The following is a 19,383-nucleotide window of genomic DNA, read 5'->3' as shown; positions in this document are numbered from 1 at the left end:
CCTGCGGGTCAATAGCTCCGGGCTGAGAAAATCGTGGGGAGTGCGAGCCAAATTCCTGAGGTTCGGCTTACGGTTAGTGCCGCTTCTTCAAGCAGGCGCCGCCGATCGATCCACCGCCACTTAATTGGCTTCGCGGCGAACCTCGGACGCGACCGGCTGGGAGGGGCGCGCGACCGTCGGCAGCCTGACCGGGCGGATCCCGATCAGCTCCGCCGTGCGCAGCGCGCTGTTGCGCCAGAACACGAACGAATTGATGCGGGAGTTCTCCAAGAGCGCGATCGCGACCGCCGCCAGGAACGGCAGGCTTTGCAGCACCAGCACGCCGGCGAAGATGTAGATCTCGCGCACTTCCTTGTAGCCGTTGGTGACCACCAGCACGGCGGCGCCAATCAGCAGCAGCACGCCGATCACGGCCTCCCAGAACGCCTGGAATTCGATCGACATCCGCGACAGTCCGCCCTTGGAGGTGCGGGCAAAGGCGAGATGCTCGGTGATCAGGCCCTGCGCAACGGCGCGCGACACGGTCCATTGCACGCTCATCGCCGCGATCATGGCGCCCAGCATCTGCCCGGCCTTGATCTTCACCCGCAGGCGGTAGAGCGCGATGAAATGCACCAGCGAGACGATGAAGGAGCCGATGATCGGCAGCGTCAGGATCTTGTCGGGAACGGCGATGTCGGCAAACGCCACGATCGGCACCCAGATCAGGTTGAGGATCGCAACCACCACGCCGAGGCTCTCGGCGCCGAGCCAGTTCAGCCAGCCGAGCGAGAATTCCCGGCGTTGATCGGGGCTGAGCCTGCTCGCGCCGGGCAGGAAACGCCGCCAATGCTTCTTGACGATCTGGAAGCCGCCATAGGCCCAGCGGTGGCGCTGCTTCTTGAACGCTTCATAGGTGTCGGGCAGCAGGCCCTCGCCATAGCGGACGTTGGTGTAGTGCGTCAGCCAGCCCTGCTGCTGGATGGTCAGCCCGAGATCGGTATCCTCGCAGATGGTGTCGCTGGACCAGCCGCCGGCCATATCCATCGCGGAACGGCGGATCAGGCACATCGTGCCGTGCACGATGATGGCGTTGTGTTCGTTGCGCTGGACCATGCCGATGTCGAAGAATCCGGCATACTCGCCGTTCATGATGTAGTGCATCAGCGAGAGGTCACCATCGCGATGCTCCTGCGGCGCCTGCACCAGGCCGACGCGCGGGTCGGCGAAAACAGGGACGAGGTCTTTCAGCCAGTCCGGATGCACGACATAGTCGGCATCGATGATGCCGATGATTTCGGCGTCGGCGGCGGTGCGCTCCATCGCGATGCGCAGCGCGCCGGCCTTGAAGCCCTGCACCTTCTCGGCGTTGATGAACTTGAAGCGTTCACCGAGCGCACGGCAATGGTCCTGGATCGGCTGCCAGAATGCCGGGTCGGGCGTGTTGTTGATGATGCAGACGCATTCGAAGTTCGGATAGTCGAGCCGCGACACCGCATCGAGCGTCTGCTTCAGCATCTCGACCGGTTCGAAATAGGCGGGGATGTGGATCGACACCTTCGGGAAGGCGACGTTCTCGCCGATGGTGGCGGGCGCCAGCGGCGCGCTCTTGGTGATCAGCCGGCGCGGGCCGCGGCCGAAGGCGACCGCCGCGATTTCCTCGATCCGCGCCATCGCGATCAGCACCAGCGGCACCAGCAGGATCAAGCCCAGCGTCAGCGCGAAGGCCGAGCCGAACACAAAATAATGCCCGTCCCAGTACGCGAACACGGTGGCGACCCAGGCGCCGACGCCGTTGGCGGCCGCCGAAAGCACGACGGTCTGCATGACCGTCGGCCGGTCGAGGCGCAGGATCGGTAGCGATAGCAGGATGCCGACCAGCAGTGCGATGAGCGCCAGCTTCCAGTAGTTCGGATTGACGATCGGGCCGGTCCAGCTGAACTTTGGTTCACCGGAAGCGTCCAGAATGCCCCAATAGGGTCCGACGCCGCCTTCGTTGAATTTCCAGGGCTTATCGATCGCTTCGACGATGTTGTAGTCCATGCCGATGGCGTCGGCCCGTGCGACGAAATTGCGCAGCACCGCGGCCTGCTCGAACGTGCCGGGCTCGGCGTTTCGCAGATTGTAACCGGCGCTGGGCCAGCCGAATTCGGCAATGACGATCCGCTTTCCCGGGAACTGGTCGCGCAACAGCTGGTACATGGCGACTGCCTGATCAACCGCCTGCTTGTCCGTGAAGTTTTCCCAATAGGGCAGCACGTGCGCGCCGATGAAGTCAGCGGAGTTCGCCAGCTGCGGATAGTCGCGCCAGATGTTCCAGATCTCGCCCGTCGTCACGGGAACGTTGACGGACTTCTTGATCCGCTGGATCAGCCGTCCCAAACGAAAGACGTTGTTTTGCGCCGTCGTCCATTTCACCGCTTCGGCCCGCTTGTCTTCGGGCTGCGCTTCGGCTTCCTGAAGCCGCTGGGCCTCTTCGCGTTGGATGCGTGCGCCTTCGGACTCAAGGTCCGGCGGCGAGACAAGGTTCTCGATCGGGATTTGTTCGCCCCGGTAGATGGTTTCGTTGCCGACGACCACCCCTATGACGTTGCTGTTTTTGCGCGCGAGAGTGATGACCGCCTCGATCTCGCGCTTGTTGCGGTCCTTGTCCTTGTCGATCCAGGCGCCCACCGTAACCTTGAGGCCGAATTCCGCGGCAATTGCCGGCACCAGTTCGTTGCCTTCCGTCGACGCGTACAGGCGAATCGCCCGCGTCAGCGTCGAAAGTTTTTTCACGTCGGCGCGAATCTTCTCCGCGTCGCCCTCAACGACGGTGTGCCCCGGCTCAAACGGCGTGTAGGACAGGCTAGGCAGAATGCCACGGAAATCGGGTGCTGGCTGCTTTTCCTGGAAAAGACCCCACAAGGCAGCATGAGCTGCGGTCACAAACAGCAGAACGGCGACGACGACGCGCATCGGCGGCTAAACCATACGGGGCCTGCATGGGGGGAAAGCGAACCCGTCCCCAAGGTTCGACCGACACGGCGGCTTCATGAGGATAATCCTGCCGCGCAATTTCACAACTGGTATGACGCGATGGCGTTTTAAGGGCGCGGACGATTCAAACGCTGAAAAATTTGAATCGTTCCCGGCAGTTACGGGCGGTTATTTTGCCGGCGTAGGGCTGGCGCTGGGCGCCGGCGAGGGCGCTGCTGCTGGCGCCGCATTGCCGGCGGTTGCGGGCGCGGCCGGGCTGGCCGCGACGGCAGCCTGCGGCTGGGCCGCCGGGTTGACCCAGCAGGCGTGAACCCTGTCGTCCAGACTCCGCGGCACCTTGTCGTCGATCTGGCCTCCAAAGCGGGTCAGGCAGCGGAACGTCGCCTGGACATGGCCGCCGGGGCAACCGAACCGGTCGTAGAGGTCGAGATGCCGGAATGCGGTATCAAGATCGTCGCGCCACATCAGGCGGACCACCCGCCGGCCGAGCCAGACACATTCGGGGTTCCCGCCCGGGCCGTTGAGGACCTGCGAAGCCTCGCCGAATTCGTCGGTTTTCCGCTGATTCTCCTTGGTCGGATCGGCAGCCGGCGGCTTGCCGGGCTGGTCCGGGGCCGGGGTGCCGCTCTGGGCGAAAGCGCCGCTTGATCCCATCAAGAGGGCAAGGCCCGCAACGGCGAGGTGGCGCAAAACCGCACTTTTGAGATCAGGCCCACTTCGACGCATACATTCCCCGACTGGTTTCAGGCGCTGGCAATTCCCGAAAGGGCAATTCCCCGCGGTCCGTGATGGCTTGGCTAGTTGCCGTCCAAATTGGTCCCCAATGCGGCGGAGACACTGCCGGATTCCCATGACGGTTATTTCGGATTTTGTCCAGCAAAGTCACAACTTTATCGTGGCGGGGTAAAATCGCCGCAGGGCAAGACGTCAGGGGAGACTTGGAGCAGGTTCTTGGATTAGGTCTATGCTGGACTTGGCAGAACGCCGGTGACCGGCTAATCGACGGTCCCCGCCCGGAGGATGGAACCGATTTCTCTTCGTACGCCGCTGGCGCTTCTCCTGACATCGCTAGGTATGATCGCGGCCGTGTGGTGGTGGCTTGCCACCCCGATCACGCTTGTGCGCGCCCCGATCGATCCCAGCGCCAAACTGCAATGCGTATCCTACGCACCGTTCCGCGACGTGCAGACGCCGCTTGTTCCGACCACGCACATCGATGCGGAGCAAATTGCGCAGGATCTGGCGCAACTCGCCAAGATCAGCGATTGCGTGCGCACCTATTCGATCGAGAACGGCCTCGACCAGGTTCCGGCGCTCGCCGCCAAGGTCGGGCTGAAGGTCATGCAGGGCGTCTGGCTCAGCAGCAACCGGATCAAGAACGCCTCCCAGATCGCAATTGCGGTCAGCCTGACCAAGCAATATCCGGGCGTCATTACCGCTCTGGTGATCGGCAACGAGGTGCTGCTGCGCGGCGAAATGACCACCGCCGATCTCGCCGCCAATATCCGCTCGGTCAAGCCGCAGGTCAGCGTCCCCGTCACCTATGCCGATGTCTGGGAATTCTGGCTGCGCAACCGTGAAATCTATGATGCCGTCGATTTCGTCACGATTCACATCCTGCCGTACTGGGAAGACATCCCGGTGCGCGCGAAATTCGCCGCCTCCCATGTCGATTCGATCCGCAAGCGGATGGCGGCCGCGTTTCCAGGCAAGGAGATCCTGATCGGCGAGACCGGCTGGCCCAGCGCCGGGCGGATGCGCGAGGGCGCGCTGCCGTCGCGCACCAACCAGGCGCGGGTGGTTTCCGAAATTCTCGATCTCGCCAAGCGCGAAGGCTTTCGCGTCAACCTGATCGAGGCCTACGACCAGCCGTGGAAGCGCCAGCTCGAGGGCACCGTCGGCGGCTATTGGGGCCTGATCGACGCGGCACAGCGCGCGGTGAAATATCCGCCCGGCGAGAACATCAGCAATTTTCCGTTCTGGAAGCTGCAGATGGCAAGCGGCATGGCGCTCAGCTTTTTCGTATTCCTCGCCGGCTGGCTGACGTTGCGGCGGCGGCCCTGGCAGCCGCGGGTGACTGCCTGGCTTGCGGTCGGAACATCAGCGACGATCTCCGGCATGCTGCTCGGCGTCGCCATCGACAAGATGTTCTATGAGAGCTACGGGATCGGCGGCTGGCTGCAATGGGGCGCGCTGCTGGCGGCCGGCATCGCCGCGCCAATGCTCTGCGCCAACGCCGCCATGTCGGGGCGGCCGCTGCCGACCTTCCTCGAATTGCTCGGACCGCGCGATGGCCGGACCGATTCGGTGCTGACCGCGCTGCTCGGCCTGACGCTGATCGTCGCCACGCTGATCGGCGCGGAGACCGCACTCGGTTTTACGTTCGATCCACGCTATCGCGATTTTCCGTTCGCTTCGCTCACCATGGCCGTGGTGCCGTTCGCCGCCTTGATGCTGGTCAACCGGCCGAAAGAAGGCGTTCGTCCGATTGCCGAATCCGCCTTTGCCGGACTGCTGGTGGTGGCCGCGCTCTATATCGGATTGAACGAAGGCGCGCAGAACTGGCAGGCGATGTGGACCTGCGCGATCTACTTCCTGCTCGCGCTTACGCTGTGGCGGGCGCGGGCCGCGCAAAGCCCAAGATAAGCAGCCCGATCGCGATCCCCGACAGCGCGACATTATAGAGCACGATCCCGAGCCCGGCCGCGACCAGCCCACCGGTCAGCAGCACGATCGACGGCCGCATCACGTGAAGCACCGCGATGATCAGGGCGACGATGCCGAACACCGAATTCTTGAACAGGGTGGTGGCGAGCGTGCGGGCCTTGCAGATCATCGTCTGCAACCCGGCGTCGCACGCCAGCGCGACGGGCGAGAACTCGACGGCCAGATAGCGCAGATAGAGCGCATAGCCGACGGTGACGAAGCCGACCACCAACAGGAACTGGACCTGATAGGGCGTCAGCCGGAACGGATTTTTTTTCACAGCGGCATTTTCTCTGGGCTCAGTGGATTGCCGGGCGAATATGGTCGGGAATGGCCGATGGGACAAGTCGCTTGCGGCACATCAAGGGGTGTCAAAAGCGGTTAAGAGTCCTGCCTTAACCCGTTGTGACCAAATATTTATTGCCCCTTCTTGCCGAACCACGACGAGATCGCGGTCGTTGTTGAGGTTTCCGGCTTCTTCGCTGGCTCCTCGACCACGACGACAGCGGCGCGTTTCGCTGCCACACCGCGGCGGCGTGGTGCGGGTTTTGCGCCCGGAACCGGCGCGGGGTCGTCGCCGGTCAGCGACAATCGTTGGCCGTCGAAGATCGCCGTATCGCAATTTCGCTTGTTTTCGGTCAGCACGGCGCAGATCCGGGCGGCGGCCCCGGCGTCGTTCAGGGGGCCTGCCACCAGCCGAAGCTGCATGCCGAGTCCGTTGGTGCCTTCCTTGACCACGATGATCGGGCGCAGCGCGGCGAGTGGCGCATTCGATCTCGATTTCAACAGCCCGCGCCACAGCGCGCGCAGGCCGGGAACCGAATTGGCGGTGCCGAGATCGACCCCGAACTGGGTTCGCTGGATCGCGACCTTCGGGCCGGTTTCTTCGTCCGCCTCAGCATCCGTAGCCGGTGCGGCGGCCATCACTTCGGGGATCGGGCTCGCGATCACCGAATTCGAAGATTGGGTGGGTTCCATCAATCTTGCTGCCGCGGGATCGGGTGGCGCCATGAAGGACTTTGAGGCCATGAGCGGTGTGGCCGGCGTCGCGGCATCGGCCTTCGCAGTTTCGATCTTCACCGTATCGATTTTCGCAGCAGCAATATCGGGTTTTAGCGCTTCAGGCTTTAGCGGCTCCGCTTTGGCCAACTCAGGTTTGGCCGCTTCAGACATGGTCGTGTCCGCCTTCATTGCTTCAATCTTCGGCAGTTCGGTCTTGCCGGCTTCCTTGACCGGATCCTTGGCAACGGACGAACCCGTCGCCGGGCTCGGCTCGGCAGAGGTTGGGTTCGCGGCGGACTTCTCAGGCGTTGCCGCGGCCGTCTGCGTCGTCACCGGCGCCACGGTGGGCGCCGGCGTTTGCGCGGCCTGCAGTTCGGCGGCCGGCGAAGGAGCGGGCGATGCCGCGGTGGAACTCTGGCGCTTGATAGCGCCCGTCACGGAGTCCAGTCCCTGTTCCAGCGAGCTGACGCGGGTATAGAGCCGGTCACGATCGCTGTTGAGCGTATCGATGGCCGCGGCGAGCCGCCGTGCTTCGCGCTCGGTCTGATTGGCGACATTCTGGATTTGCTGCGCTCGCTGGCTCAGGTCGGCCGCGGCGATCTGGTCGCGCTTCCACCCGAGCTGGGTCTGGTTGGCCATCACGGCCACGACGACGGCGGCCACCGCCCCGACGCCCCACGACCCGAGCCGCCACAGCGCGCGGCGGTCGAGTTCGTCCTCCTCGGCCAGCAAACCGCTCAGCACGCCGCCGGTGTTGTCCGTGTCGAGGCCGTCAGCGCGATGGTCGGAATTCCTGGCCAAACGTCGTTGGCCCTCCCGAGGCCTGCCGAATCACACGGCAAACATTAACAGGAAATCCGCCACGAACTTGAATCCGGAACTTTGCGGGACGGCGAATCGGGTTTCCACTCACAGCGAAAACACCTAAAGACGGCGCCGGCGCATTTGGCCCCGGCAAGGGATTCCTGTTTTGACGCGTTTTCTTCACGCGAACCGGATTCCACTTCGCTGGAAAACGCTCTAGTTGAGGACTTCTCATGACTGCTCGATCCAGCCTGACGGTGGTGCTCGCGGCCGGCGAGGGGACGCGGATGCGGTCCTCGCTGCCGAAGGTGCTGCATCCGGTGGCCGGCCAGTCGCTGCTGGCCCATGTGCTGGATGCCGCCCCGCATGGCGCCGGTGCGTCGCTCGCCGTCGTCATCGGCCCCGATCACAAGGCGGTCGCCGACGAGGTTGCGCGGCTGCGCCCCGATGCGGCGACCTTCATCCAGCGCGAGCGCCTCGGCACCGCGCACGCGGTGCTGGCCGCCCGCGACGCGCTGGCGCGCGGCGCCGACGATCTGATCGTCGCCTTTGGCGATACGCCGCTGATTTCGGCCGAGACGTTTGCGCGGATGCGCGCGCCGCTGGAACAGGGCGCGGCCCTGGCCGTGCTGGGCTTTCGCGCCGCCGATCCGACCGGCTATGGCCGCCTGCTGATCGAGGGCGAGCACCTGGTGGCGATCCGCGAACAGGCCGACGCCAGCGCCGAGGAACGCAAGATCACGCTGTGCAATGCCGGCGTGATGGCGTTCGACGGCAGGAAGGCCTTGGCGGTCCTCGATCGGATCGGCAACGCCAACAGCAAGGGCGAGTATTATCTGGTCGATGCGGTTGGCATCGTCAGAGACATGGGACTGGAGGCCGTCGTGATTGAAACCAGCGAGGATGAAGTGCGTGGCATCAACACCAAGGCCCAGCTCGCCGAAGCCGAAGCGGTGATGCAGGCGCGGCTGCGCAAGGCGGCGCTCGATGCCGGCGTGACGCTGATCGCGCCGGACACCGTGCATCTCGCCGCCGACACCAAATTCGGCAGCGACGTCACCATCGAGCCGTTCGTGGTGATCGGCCCCGGCGTCACCATCGCCGACGGCGCTCTGATCCATTCGTTCTCGCACATCGTGCAGGCTTCGATCGGCAAGAAGGCGTCCGTCGGCCCCTACGCGCGGCTGCGGCCGGGCACCTCGCTCGGCGACGGTGCGCGGATCGGTAATTTCGTCGAGACCAAGGCCGCTATTCTGGAAGCCGGCGTCAAGGTCAACCATCTCTCCTACATCGGCGATGCGCATGTCGGCGCCAATTCCAACATCGGCGCCGGCACCATCACCTGCAACTATGACGGCTTTTTCAAGCACAAGACCACGATCGGCGAGGGCGCCTTCATCGGCACCAATTCCTCGCTGGTGGCGCCGGTGAAAATCGGCAACGGCGCCTATATCGGCTCGGGCTCGGTCATCACCAAGGACGTGCCCGACGATGCGATGGCCGTCGAACGCAGCCCGCAGAACAACCGCGAGGGCGGCGCGGCGCGCTACCGCGCGATGAAGCTGCGGGCGAAGGCGAAGAAGGAGGGGTGAGGCGGGTGCGAGCACGCGCACTCTCCACGTCATTGCGAGCGTAAGCGAAGCAATCCGCTTGCTGGGACATGCTTCCACCTTCGCTCGTTGAGCTTCGGCGGACAGGGTCGTCGCAAGAGCTCCCTTGCGCAAACGCTACGCGTTTGCCGCAGGCAATGACGGCGTATGACGGCGTAGTACCTTCCATTCATCGCCAACACCGGTTGCCCCGTGTTCCGGACGCGATGCGTCGCTGAGCCGGACTCAAAATTGCGAAAACAACCCCATGCAAAGTATCAATGGGGCCCGGCACCATCCAATACGCAACATGTAGCCTGCCTGACGCATCCGGGAGTTGAGTAATCCATTCGGCGCACGCATCGGGTAGCCTTCTGAGACACGCCATCCGGCCATCGCCGTCACATCCGAAGGCGCGCCTCGAAAACATGCAACCGGTTGTTGCGCCGCCGTCACACCGGCCGCAAATCGACGGGGAGCCCGTTGTAATTCGGGTCTCGATGTTCGAAGTTGGCCAATCGCTGAGTCCGGCAATTGCGGTCTACGGTTTTCTTTTTGGTACGGCTTCGCCCGTCGGTCGACGGGGCGGCTAGGAAATTTGAATGCGCTTTTCAGGGTTCGTTGGGCGGCCGGACGGACCCCAATTCGCTAATTGCCCAACGCTCTCTCCCCCGCGACGCCGTGCGCTGCTGGCCGGCACGGCCTTCACCGGTGCGTTCATCGCCGCGATGGCAGCCAATCCGCAGAGCGCGCTCGCGGCCTGCGTGGGCGTGAATTCGGCCAGCGTGCTGTGTGATGCCGCGAATCCGGCGACGGCCGGTACGTTCACGACAAGCTTCGCCGGCGGGACAGTGGTCAATGTCAACGCGGGCGCCAATATTAATTCCGGCGGCGCAAGTGCGACCGTCACAGCGGCCGGCGGCCTGACTTTCAACCATAACGATACGACCTTCGGGATAACAAACGCGGCCAGCACCGGCGTCTCGCTCCTCAACAATTTTGGCGCGATCACCTATACGGGAAATGCCGCGGTCACCGCGACGATTGGCGATGCGATCGTCGCCATCTCGGGCGGCGCAGGAAACGTGACGGTCACCAGCAACGCTGCGGTGCTCAGCACCTTTAATTCAGGCATCTCGGCGTCAAAGTCGGCAGGTAGCGGTGACATCCTGGTCAACGGCAATGGCGCTGCGACCGGCGGGGCGTCCGGCATCGCCGTCGCGCATCACGGCACCAGCGGCGGTATCACGATCAGCGGGAGCGGAGGCACCACCGGCACGAGCAATACCGGAATCTCTGCCAGCATCGACACGGCGACGAATGCGTCCAACATCCTGATCGACCGCTCGGGCGCTGTCACAGGCAGGTCGGGCATCAGCGCCAGCCACGCCGGCACCGGCAACATCACCGTCACCGGCGGCAGCCTGGTTTCCAGTACGGCGGGCACCGGCATCATAGCGAGCCAACTCAACAACGTCGCCGGCACCAACGGCTCCGTCACGGTGGGCGGGTCCGGCGACGTCAACGCCGTCGGCGGTTTCGGTATAATCGCGGAGGTCACCGGCACCAACAATTCCGGCAGCGTCACGGTCAACCGCACCGGCAACGTGACGGCCACAAACGCCGCCCTGACCGCCTCCGCGAGTGGTGGCGGCAATGTCACGGTGAGCGGTGTCGGCAACGTCAACTCCACCGGCGGCTTCGGCATTTTCGCAACGGCCATAGGTGGCAATGTGCAGGTCGCGGCTGCGGGCACCGTTTCCGGCGCCGTCGGCATGTTCGCGTCGGCGTCCGGCTTGGGAACGTCGACCGTAACCGTCGCGAACAATGTGACGGGGACGGCGTCCCACGGCGTCGTCAACTCCACGGCTGCCGGACTCAATACCGTGAACGTTACCGCCGGGACGATCCAGGGGGCCCAGATCGGCATTTCCGCCGCTTCGGGAACAGGCAACATCAACGTCACGGTCGGCGCCGGCGCGGTTGTGATTGGCACGGCATCTTTCGGCCTGTCAGTCGCCGGAGGCATAAGCAATACAATCGCGAACAATGGCGCGATCAGCGGCAGTATCGGCCTGATCGCGACGGGCGGAACAGCCATCGTCACCAATACCGGCAGCATCACCGGGACCAGCGGCACCGCCGCAATTCTCACCGGCGCCAATAATACGTTCATCATGAGCGGAGCGGCTGCCGCGCTGAACGGCACTACGACCGGCGGCGGCACCGGCACATTCCGCCTCGCAGGCAGCGCGGACAACAGCTTCAACGCCAGCCAGATCCTCGGCGGCTGGACCCTGCTCGATAAAACCGGCACCTCGAACTGGACGCTGACCGGCATCAGTTCCTACGCGGGCGCGGTCACCGTCAACGGCGGCACGATGAGCGTCAACGGCAATATGTCGTCGGCGTCGACCTTCACGGTGAATGCCGGCGGCACCCTCGGCGGCAGCGGGATTGTCGGCGACACCACCGTCAACGCCGGCGGCACGCTGGCGCCGGGCAATTCGATCGGCACGCTCTCGGTCAGCGGCAGCCTCGTGTTCGCCGCCGCATCGAGCTATCTGGTCGAGGTCTCGCCAACCAATGCCGATCGCGTCTTCGTCAGCGGCGCTGCGACGCTCGGCGGCGCCACCGTGAACGCGAATTTTGCTGCGGGCACCTATGTCGAGAAGAAATACACGATCCTCAACGCCGGCAGCGTCAGCGGCACGTTCGGATCGGTCGTCAACACCAATCTGCCCGGCGGATTCAAGTCGAGCCTGAGCTACGACGCCAGCAATGCCTATCTCGACCTGGCGCTGGACTTTACTCCGACGCCGAATTTCGGCGGTGGCCTGAATGGCAATCAGCAGGTGGTCGGCAATGCGCTGATCAATTTCTTCAACACGAGCGGCGGCATCCCGCTGGTGTTCGGCGCCCTGACACCGGCCGGGCTGACGCAGGTCTCGGGCGAAACCGCTGTTGGATCGCAGCAGGCCACGTTCAACGCCATGAACCTGTTCATGGGTTTGATCACCGACCCATTCATCGCCGGGCGCGGCGACCCGATCAGCGGCGGCGGCAATCCGAACGCCTATGCGGAGGAGGAGAGTCTCGCTTATGCCGCGCGCGGAAAATCGCGTTCGAAGAACGACGCCTATGCCGCGATCTATACCAAGGCGCCGCCGCTGGTACAAAGCTTCGAGCAGCGCTGGAGCGTCTGGGCCGCCGGCTTCGGCGGATCGCAGACGACGGACGGCAACGCCGTGGTCGGATCGAACAATACGCGCAGCAGCCTCGCGGCCGGCGCCGTGGGCGCCGACTACCGCATCTCGCCGAACACGCTGGCGGGTTTCGCACTCGCCGGCGGCGGCACCAATTTCAGCGTCAACGGAGTTGGCTCGGGCCGATCCGACCTGTTCCAGGCCGGCGCCTTCATCCGGCACAATGTTGGTCCGGCCTACATCACCGGTGCGCTGGCCTATGGCTGGCAGGACATCACCACCGACCGCACTGTGACGGTTGTGGGTATCGACCAGCTGCGCGCGCAGTTCAATGCCAACGCGTGGTCGGGCCGCATCGAGGGTGGCTATCGTTTTGTGACGCAAGGCATTGGGCTGACGCCTTATGCCGCCGGACAATTCACCACGTTCGAACTGCCCGCTTACGCCGAGCAGGCGATCGTCGGCGCTAACACATTTGCGCTCGCCTACAACGCCAAGAGCGTGACCAGCACCCGCAGCGAACTCGGCCTGCGCACCGACAAATCATTCGCGGTGCCAAACGGTATCTTCACCCTGCGCGGCCGCGCGGCATGGGCGCATGATTTCAACCCGGACCGCAGCATCGGTGCCACGTTCCAGACGCTGCCGGGCGCATCCTTCGTCGTCAACGGCGCGCGGCAGGCCGCCGATGCCGCGCTAGTCACGGGTTCGGCCGAGATGAAGTGGCTCAACGGCTGGTCGATTGCCGGTACCTTCGAGGGCGAGTTCTCCAACGTCACCCGCAGCTACGCCGGCAAGGGCGTGGTGCGCTACGCCTGGTGAGGGGGCCGGCCGGGACGGTACGGCTCGCCCGATACAGCGTCACGACGCGCCGGGCTGTCACATTCGACGGGGTGCCCGCAAAACATGCAGCCGGTTGTTGCGCGGCCATCACACTGGCCGCAAATCGGCGGGGAGCCGGTTGTAATCGGGATCTCGATGTCCGACTTTGCGGTATCACGAATCCGGCTATTGCGTTCCCCAGCTTTCTTTTCAGTACGGCCGCCCCCGTCAAGGTGGCAGGCGTTTGGCTAGGAAATTTGAAATGCGCTCCTCAGGGGTCGTGAAGCGGTCGGACGGCATTCACCTCATTGAACGCACGACGCTCTCTCCGCCGCGACGCCGTACCGCGCTGCTGGCCGGCACGGCCTTCACCGGCGCGTTTATCGCCGCAATCGTGGGTCATCCGCAGAGCGCGCTCGCGGCCTGCGCGGGCGAGTTCGGCCCGCTCGTGACCTGTGATTCCGTTACTCCGGCGACCGCCGGCGCGCTCTTTACGTTCTTCGCCGGCTCTACGGTCGTGAACGCCAACGTTGACGGCAAGATCGATAGCGGCGGCGCAGGCGTCCTCGTCACGGCGGCGGGCACGCTGACCTTCAATCACAATGACACGACCTTCGGGATAATAAGCACGGCCAGTGCCGCCGTCAGGCTCGTCAACGATTTTGGCGCGATCACCTATACCGGAAATGCCGCGGTCACCGCGACGGGTGGCGATGCGATCATAGCCGCCTCGGGCAGCGCAGGAAACTTGACGGTCACCAGCAACGCGGCGGTGCTCAGCACCACCGTTAATTCAGGCATTTCGGCGATTAAGACGGCGGGTAGCGGCGACATCCTGGTCAATGGCAGCGGCGCTGCGACCGGCGGAGCGCATGGCATCATCGCGGGGCATATCGGCACCAGCGGTGGCATCACCATCAGCGGCAGCGGGAGCGCAAGCGGGGCGGGCAGCGCCGGAATCTCCACCAGTATCAGCACGGCGACCAACGCGTCCGACATCCTGATCGACCGTTCAGGCGCTGCGACAGGCTCGGCGGGCATTACCGCCAGCCACGCCGGCACCGGCAACGTCAGGATCACCGGCGGCAGCGTTGTCACCGCCACTGCGGGCCCGGGTATCTCCGCAAGCCAGGCCAATAACACCGCCGGCGCCGACGGCTCTATCACGGTGGGCGGGGCCGGCAACGTCAACGCCGTCGGCGGTGCGGGTATCAGCGCGCTGGTGAACGGCGTCAACAATATCGGCAGCGTAACGGTCAACCGCACCGGCACCGTGACGGCCACAGGTGCCGGCATATTCGCGGCTGCGAATGGCGGCGGCGATGTCACGGTGACCGGCATCGGCAACGTGACGTCCACGACCAATGCCGGCATTTTGGCGACGGCTGCCGGCGGTAACGGCAATGTTCTGATCGCGCCGGCGGGCACGGTCTCTGGCGTGACCGAGGGGATCGCCGCCAACGCCGCCGGCAGCGGCAACGTCACCGTCACGACGTCGAAAGACGTCACCGGCCCGATGGGCGGCGGAATCGTCGCAAACGTGGTGGATGGCCGCATCACAGTGACGGTCACTGGTGGAACCGTCAGCGGCAGTGCAGCCGGCTTCCTTTTCCCGGGAATCCTGGCGGCTGCGTCGGGCACGGGCGGCGCTACCATCACCGTGGGCGCCGGCGCGTCCGTGCTCGGGGACCAGTTCACCGGCGTCGTCGTCACGGGCACGAACAATATTCTCACCAACAACGGCACCATCCGGGGCGCAACCGGCATCCGGGCCGCCGGCTCGACGACGATCGTCAATGCCGGTGCGATCACCGGAACCCTCGGGACCGCCGTGACGTTCACCGGCGCCAACAACACGCTGATCATGCAGGGGGCCGGCGCCGCGCTGGCAGGCCAGGTCATCGGCAGCGGTACCGACACATTCCGCCTCGCGGGCAGCGAGGCCAACAGTTTCGACGTCAGCCAGATCGATGCTGGCTGGACCTCGTTTGACAAGACGGGCACCTCGAACTGGACGCTGACCGGCACCGGCACCTACGCTGGTCCGGTCACCGTCAATGGCGGTATACTCAGCGTCAATGGCGACCTCACGTCGGCGGCGAGCCTTGCGGTGAATGCCGGCGGTACGCTCGGCGGCACCGGCACGGTCGGCAACACCATCATCAATGGCGGCACGCTGGCGCCGGGCAATTCGATCGGCACGCTTACGGTCAATGGCAGCCTGACGATGACGGCGGCCTCGACTTATCTGGTGCAGATCTCGGGCACGTCGTCCGATAAGACCGTCGTGACTGGCACCGCCAATCTCGCCGGCAAGGTTACGGTCGATCCGCTGGCGCGCGTCGCCGCAACCACCACCTACACCATTCTGAACGCGGGCACCGTCAGCGGCAGCTTCTCCACGGTGGACTTTCTCGCGGCCAACAGCTTTGCGCGGAATGCGCGGCTGAGCTATGTCGGCAACGACGTGTTGCTGACGGTCGATCCCGGCCTGCTGTCGCCGAACCTGCCGGCCAACGCCACCATCAACCAGAAGAACGTCGCGGCCGGAATCGACAACGCGCTCAATGCCGGCGCCAACATGCCGGCGGGTTTTAATGCGCTGTTCGCCTTGACCGGAACCGGTCTCGCCAATGCGCTGACGCAGGTTTCCGGCGAAACCGCGACCGGATCGCAGCAGACCACGTTCAACGCCATGAACCAGTTCATCGGCGTGATGACCGATCCGTTCATCGCCGGGCGCGGCGATCCGATCAGCGGCGGCGGCAATCCGAATGCGTATGCGGAGGAGGAGAGCCTTGCCTACGCCGCGCGAGGCAAATCGCGTTCGAAGAACGAGCGCGATGCTTACGCGGCGATCTACACCAAGGCGCCGCCGCTGGTGCAAACCTTCGAGCAGCGCTGGAGCGTGTGGGCGGCGGGCTTTGGCGGCTCGCAGACGACGGACGGCAACACCGTGGTCGGATCGAACAATACGCGCAGCAGCCTCGCGGCCGGCGCTGTCGGCGCGGACTATCGCATCTCGCCGAACACACTGGCGGGTTTCGCACTCGCCGGCGGCGGCACCAATTTCAGCGTCAACGGATTTGGCTCGGGCCGATCCGACCTGTTCCAGGCCGGCGCGTTCATCCGGCACAATGTCGGCGCGGCGTACATCTCAGGTGCGCTGGCCTATGGCTGGCAGGACATCACGACGGACCGCACGGTGACGGTTGCGGGTGTCGACCAGTTACGCGCGCAGTTCAACGCCAATGCGTGGTCGGGCCGCGTCGAAGGCGGCTATCGATTTGTCAGCCACGGATTCGGCTGGACGCCCTACGCCGCCGGACAATTCACCACGTTCGAATTGCCCGCTTACGCCGAGCAGGCGATCGTCGGCGCTAACACATTTGCGCTCGCCTATAATTCCAAAAGCGTCACCAGTACCCGCAGCGAACTCGGCCTGCGCACCGACAAATCATTCGCGATGCCAAACGGCATCTTCACCCTGCGTGGCCGCGCCGCCTGGGCGCATGATTATAATCCGGACCGCTCGATTGGCGCGACGTTCCAGACGCTGCCGGGCGCCAGCTTCGTCGTCAACGGCGCGCGGCAGGCCGCCGACGCCGCCCTGGTTACGGGCTCGGCGGAAATGAAATGGCTCAACGGCTGGTCGATCGCAGGCACCTTCGAGGGCGAGTTCTCGAACGTGACCGAGAGCTACGCCGGCAAGGGTGTGGTGCGCTACGCATGGTGAGCGTCTTGATCTTCGAGTCAGTGATGGGCGAGGGAATCCGGTGAATAGCAAGTCGATAGCCACCAACGGCGTCCGAACGGATTCGCATCGTCGCGGAGCGCTGTTGCGAACCAGCGCATTGGCGGGAACTTTACTCGCGGCGGTGGCGGCGGCCGGCCTGCCAAACCCGGCCTATGCCGGTGGGACAGGCGGCAGCGGCGCGGCGAATGGTGGCGCGGGTGGTGCCGGCGCCCTGACCGGTGCCGGGGGCACTGGCGGTGGCGGCGTTTCATTCGGCGGTGGATCCTCGGCGACGGGTGCTGGCGGCGTGGGATTGAACGCCGGCGGTAGCAATGGTGCTGGCGGCGGCGGCGCCGGCGCGACGTTTGGTGCGGGCGGTACTGGAGGCGGCGGTGCCCTTGGCGGTAGCGTCGCGGGCGCAAATGGTTCCAGTACGGCCGGTGATGGCGGCGGCGGCGGTGGCGCGGGCAATGTGCATGGTTCTGTGGGCGCGAGCCTGCCGGGGGCCGCGGCCACGGGTGGGGCCGGCGGCGACGGCGGAACCGCCGCTGGTGGCCTGTTCGGAGATGGCGGCGGAGGTGGTGCTGGTGGCTACGGCGCGGTAGCCACGGGTGCCATCGCGGGCCCAACGATTCTCGGCGGTGCAATCACGGGCGGAGCCGGTGGCGTCGGCGGGGCATCGACGCAGGCAAGTGTTGGAACCGGCGGCGGCGGTGGTGGTGGCGGGCTGGGCCTGCTGACGCAGCAAACCGTCGATCAGCTAACGATCAATCAGGTGGTGACCGGCGGGGCCGGCGGCGCAGGCGGCACTGCCAACGGACCAAGCAACGTCGCAGGTGGCGGTGGCGGCGGCGGCGGCGGGGACGCCATCGTATTCTCCGGTGCCGCGACCAACATCGTTGTCAATTCCAATGTCACGGCGGGCAGCGGTGGCAATGGCGGAAACGCCGCAGCGGCAACGGTTAGCAGAGGGGGCAGCGGTGGCGTCGGCGGCACCGGAATCGTGTTCTCATCCGGCGGGTCGGTGACCGTGAACGCTGCAATCAGCGGCGGTAATGGCGGCGCTTTGGGAACAGGTACTACTGCCAACGGCACCGGGGGCGCAGGCGGAGTTGGCATTAGCGGAAGCGGTGTTTCGATCATCGTGGGCGGAGCCGGCACGGTTAGCGGTGGACTTGCCAACGGCGGCGCCGGCGCCCGCTCCAACGCGATTACGTTTACCGGCGGCACGAACGTACTTGAGTTGCAGGCCGGCGCCACGATCAACGGCAATGTCATTGGCTTCAGCACTGCGGACACGTTCCGCCTCGGCGGCACAACCAACGGCAGCTTCGATGCCTCCACTATCGGTGCGGCGGCGCAGTATCGGAATTTTGGTAATTTCGAAAAGACCGGCACAAGTCAATGGGTACTGAGCGGCGCGACGACCGCGGTCACGCCCTGGACGATCTCGGCCGGGTCGCTCCTGGTCAACGCAGATGCCGCCCTCGGCGATACCTCCGGAGGGCTGACGCTCAATGGCGGCAAGCTAGAGGCAGGCCTTTCCATTAACAGCAGTCGGAGTGTCGCGCTCACGGCCGCAAGTACCGTTGAGGTCGCGAGCGGCCAGACGCTGACATGGAACGGCCAACTGTCAGGCGCGGGTACCCTCACCGCGGTGCTCAGCGCCGGGGTGGGCGCCACCCTGGTCCTGAACAACGCCAACATCAACAGCGGTGGCATCAACTCGACCGGCACGCTCCAGGTCGGCAACAACGCCGCGCTGGGCACTGGCCTGCTGACCATGACCGCCGGCACGCTGCGGTCGGGCGCCGCGGGGCTCGCCATCGCCAATGCCATCAACCTCGGCTCCAACAGCACGATCGACACCCAGGCCAACACGATGACGCTGTCCGGCGTCATCTCGGGCCTCAGCACGCTGGGGAAGATCGGCACGGGCACGCTGGTGCTGACCAACGCCAACACCTATGGCGGCGGCACCAATCTCGGCGCCGGCACGATCGAGGTGCGCAACAATGCCGCGCTCGGCGCTCCGGTCGGTGTGTTTGGGCTGACCATGTTTGGCGGTACCACGCTGCGATCGGGTGCCGCGGGTCTCACCATCCTCAACGCCGGCAACACGCTCACGCTTTTGGGCGTCGGCACGATCGACACGCAAGCCTTCACGATGACGATCGCCGGCAGGGTCGCAGGCGGCGGAGCCGGTGCGCTGGTCAAGACAGGATCGGGCACGCTGATACTTTCGGCCGCCAACACCTACACGGGGCCGACCACCGTAAACGACGGCACCTTGAGCGTGAGCGGCTCGATCGCGTCTTCATCGCTGACAACAGTCAATGCCGGCGCTTCGCTCGGTGGCAACGGCACCGTCGGCAACACCACGATCAACGCCGGCGGTGCGCTGGCGCCCGGCAATTCGATCGGACTCCTGACGGTGCAGGGCAGCCTCGTGTTCGCGGCGGCGTCGAGCTACATGGTGGAAATCTCGCCCGCCAGCGCCGACCGTACCAACGTTACTGGAACCGCGACGCTCGGCGGCGCGACCGTAAATGCGAATTTC

Annotated in this window: 9 protein-coding genes; 5 read left to right on the top strand and 4 right to left on the bottom strand. The window is 65.1% G+C overall.

Annotated features, from left to right (window positions below; genetic code table 11):
• Positions 1-120: 120 nt before the first annotated feature.
• Both ACSQ84_RS18380 and ACSQ84_RS18375 read right to left on the bottom strand, forming a co-directional pair.
• A complete protein-coding gene (locus tag ACSQ84_RS18380) occupies positions 121-2,937 on the bottom strand; it encodes a glycosyltransferase (protein ID WP_436213127.1) in 2,817 nt (938 codons plus the stop codon).
• A gap of 189 nt (positions 2,938-3,126) precedes the next feature.
• Positions 3,127-3,684 carry a beta-1-3, beta-1-6-glucan biosynthesis protein gene (locus ACSQ84_RS18375; protein WP_436213126.1) on the bottom strand — a complete coding sequence of 186 codons (558 nt, stop codon included), beginning with the start codon at positions 3,682-3,684 and terminating at the stop codon, positions 3,127-3,129.
• A gap of 294 nt (positions 3,685-3,978) precedes the next feature.
• On the opposite strand from ACSQ84_RS18375, the gene ACSQ84_RS18370 reads away from it, so the two are divergent.
• Positions 3,979-5,604 (top strand): beta-(1-6) glucans synthase, encoded by a 1,626-nt coding sequence (locus ACSQ84_RS18370; RefSeq protein WP_436213125.1) that lies wholly within the window; start codon positions 3,979-3,981, stop codon positions 5,602-5,604.
• Here the strand turns inward: ACSQ84_RS18370 and ACSQ84_RS18365 are convergent.
• Complete coding sequence (locus ACSQ84_RS18365; RefSeq protein ID WP_436213124.1) at positions 5,564-5,944, bottom strand: hypothetical protein; 381 nt, start codon at positions 5,942-5,944, stop codon at positions 5,564-5,566. The two genes, ACSQ84_RS18370 and ACSQ84_RS18365, sit on opposite strands and share 41 nt — an antisense overlap.
• 137 nt (positions 5,945-6,081) lie before the next feature.
• A complete protein-coding gene (locus tag ACSQ84_RS18360) occupies positions 6,082-7,467 on the bottom strand; it encodes a hypothetical protein (RefSeq protein ID WP_436213123.1) in 1,386 nt (461 codons plus the stop codon).
• 236 nt (positions 7,468-7,703) lie between these two features.
• Between ACSQ84_RS18360 and glmU the strand changes: the two genes are divergently transcribed.
• From glmU to ACSQ84_RS18340, 4 genes are all read left to right on the top strand, one after another.
• The gene (glmU, locus tag ACSQ84_RS18355) at positions 7,704-9,062 is read left to right on the top strand and encodes a bifunctional UDP-N-acetylglucosamine diphosphorylase/glucosamine-1-phosphate N-acetyltransferase GlmU (protein ID WP_436213122.1); all 1,359 of its coding nucleotides are present in this window, start codon (positions 7,704-7,706) and stop codon (positions 9,060-9,062) included.
• A 599-nt stretch (positions 9,063-9,661) separates the two neighbouring features.
• Complete coding sequence (locus tag ACSQ84_RS18350; RefSeq protein WP_436213121.1) at positions 9,662-13,087, top strand: autotransporter outer membrane beta-barrel domain-containing protein; 3,426 nt, start codon at positions 9,662-9,664, stop codon at positions 13,085-13,087.
• Positions 13,088-13,349: 262 nt separating this feature from the next.
• Positions 13,350-16,823: an autotransporter outer membrane beta-barrel domain-containing protein gene (locus ACSQ84_RS18345; protein ID WP_436213120.1), complete on the top strand. Its 3,474-nt coding sequence runs from the start codon at positions 13,350-13,352 to the stop codon at positions 16,821-16,823.
• Between the two features lie 118 nt (positions 16,824-16,941).
• Positions 16,942-19,383: beta strand repeat-containing protein (locus ACSQ84_RS18340; protein ID WP_436213119.1), on the top strand; the 2,442-nt coding region annotated here is incomplete at its 3' end.

This window comes from Bradyrhizobium sp. LjRoot220, assembly GCF_964252915.1.
Lineage (GTDB): Bacteria > Pseudomonadota > Alphaproteobacteria > Rhizobiales > Xanthobacteraceae > Bradyrhizobium.
The sequence above is the reverse complement of the archived record's forward strand: the minus strand, read 5'-3'. Positions and strand labels throughout refer to the sequence as shown.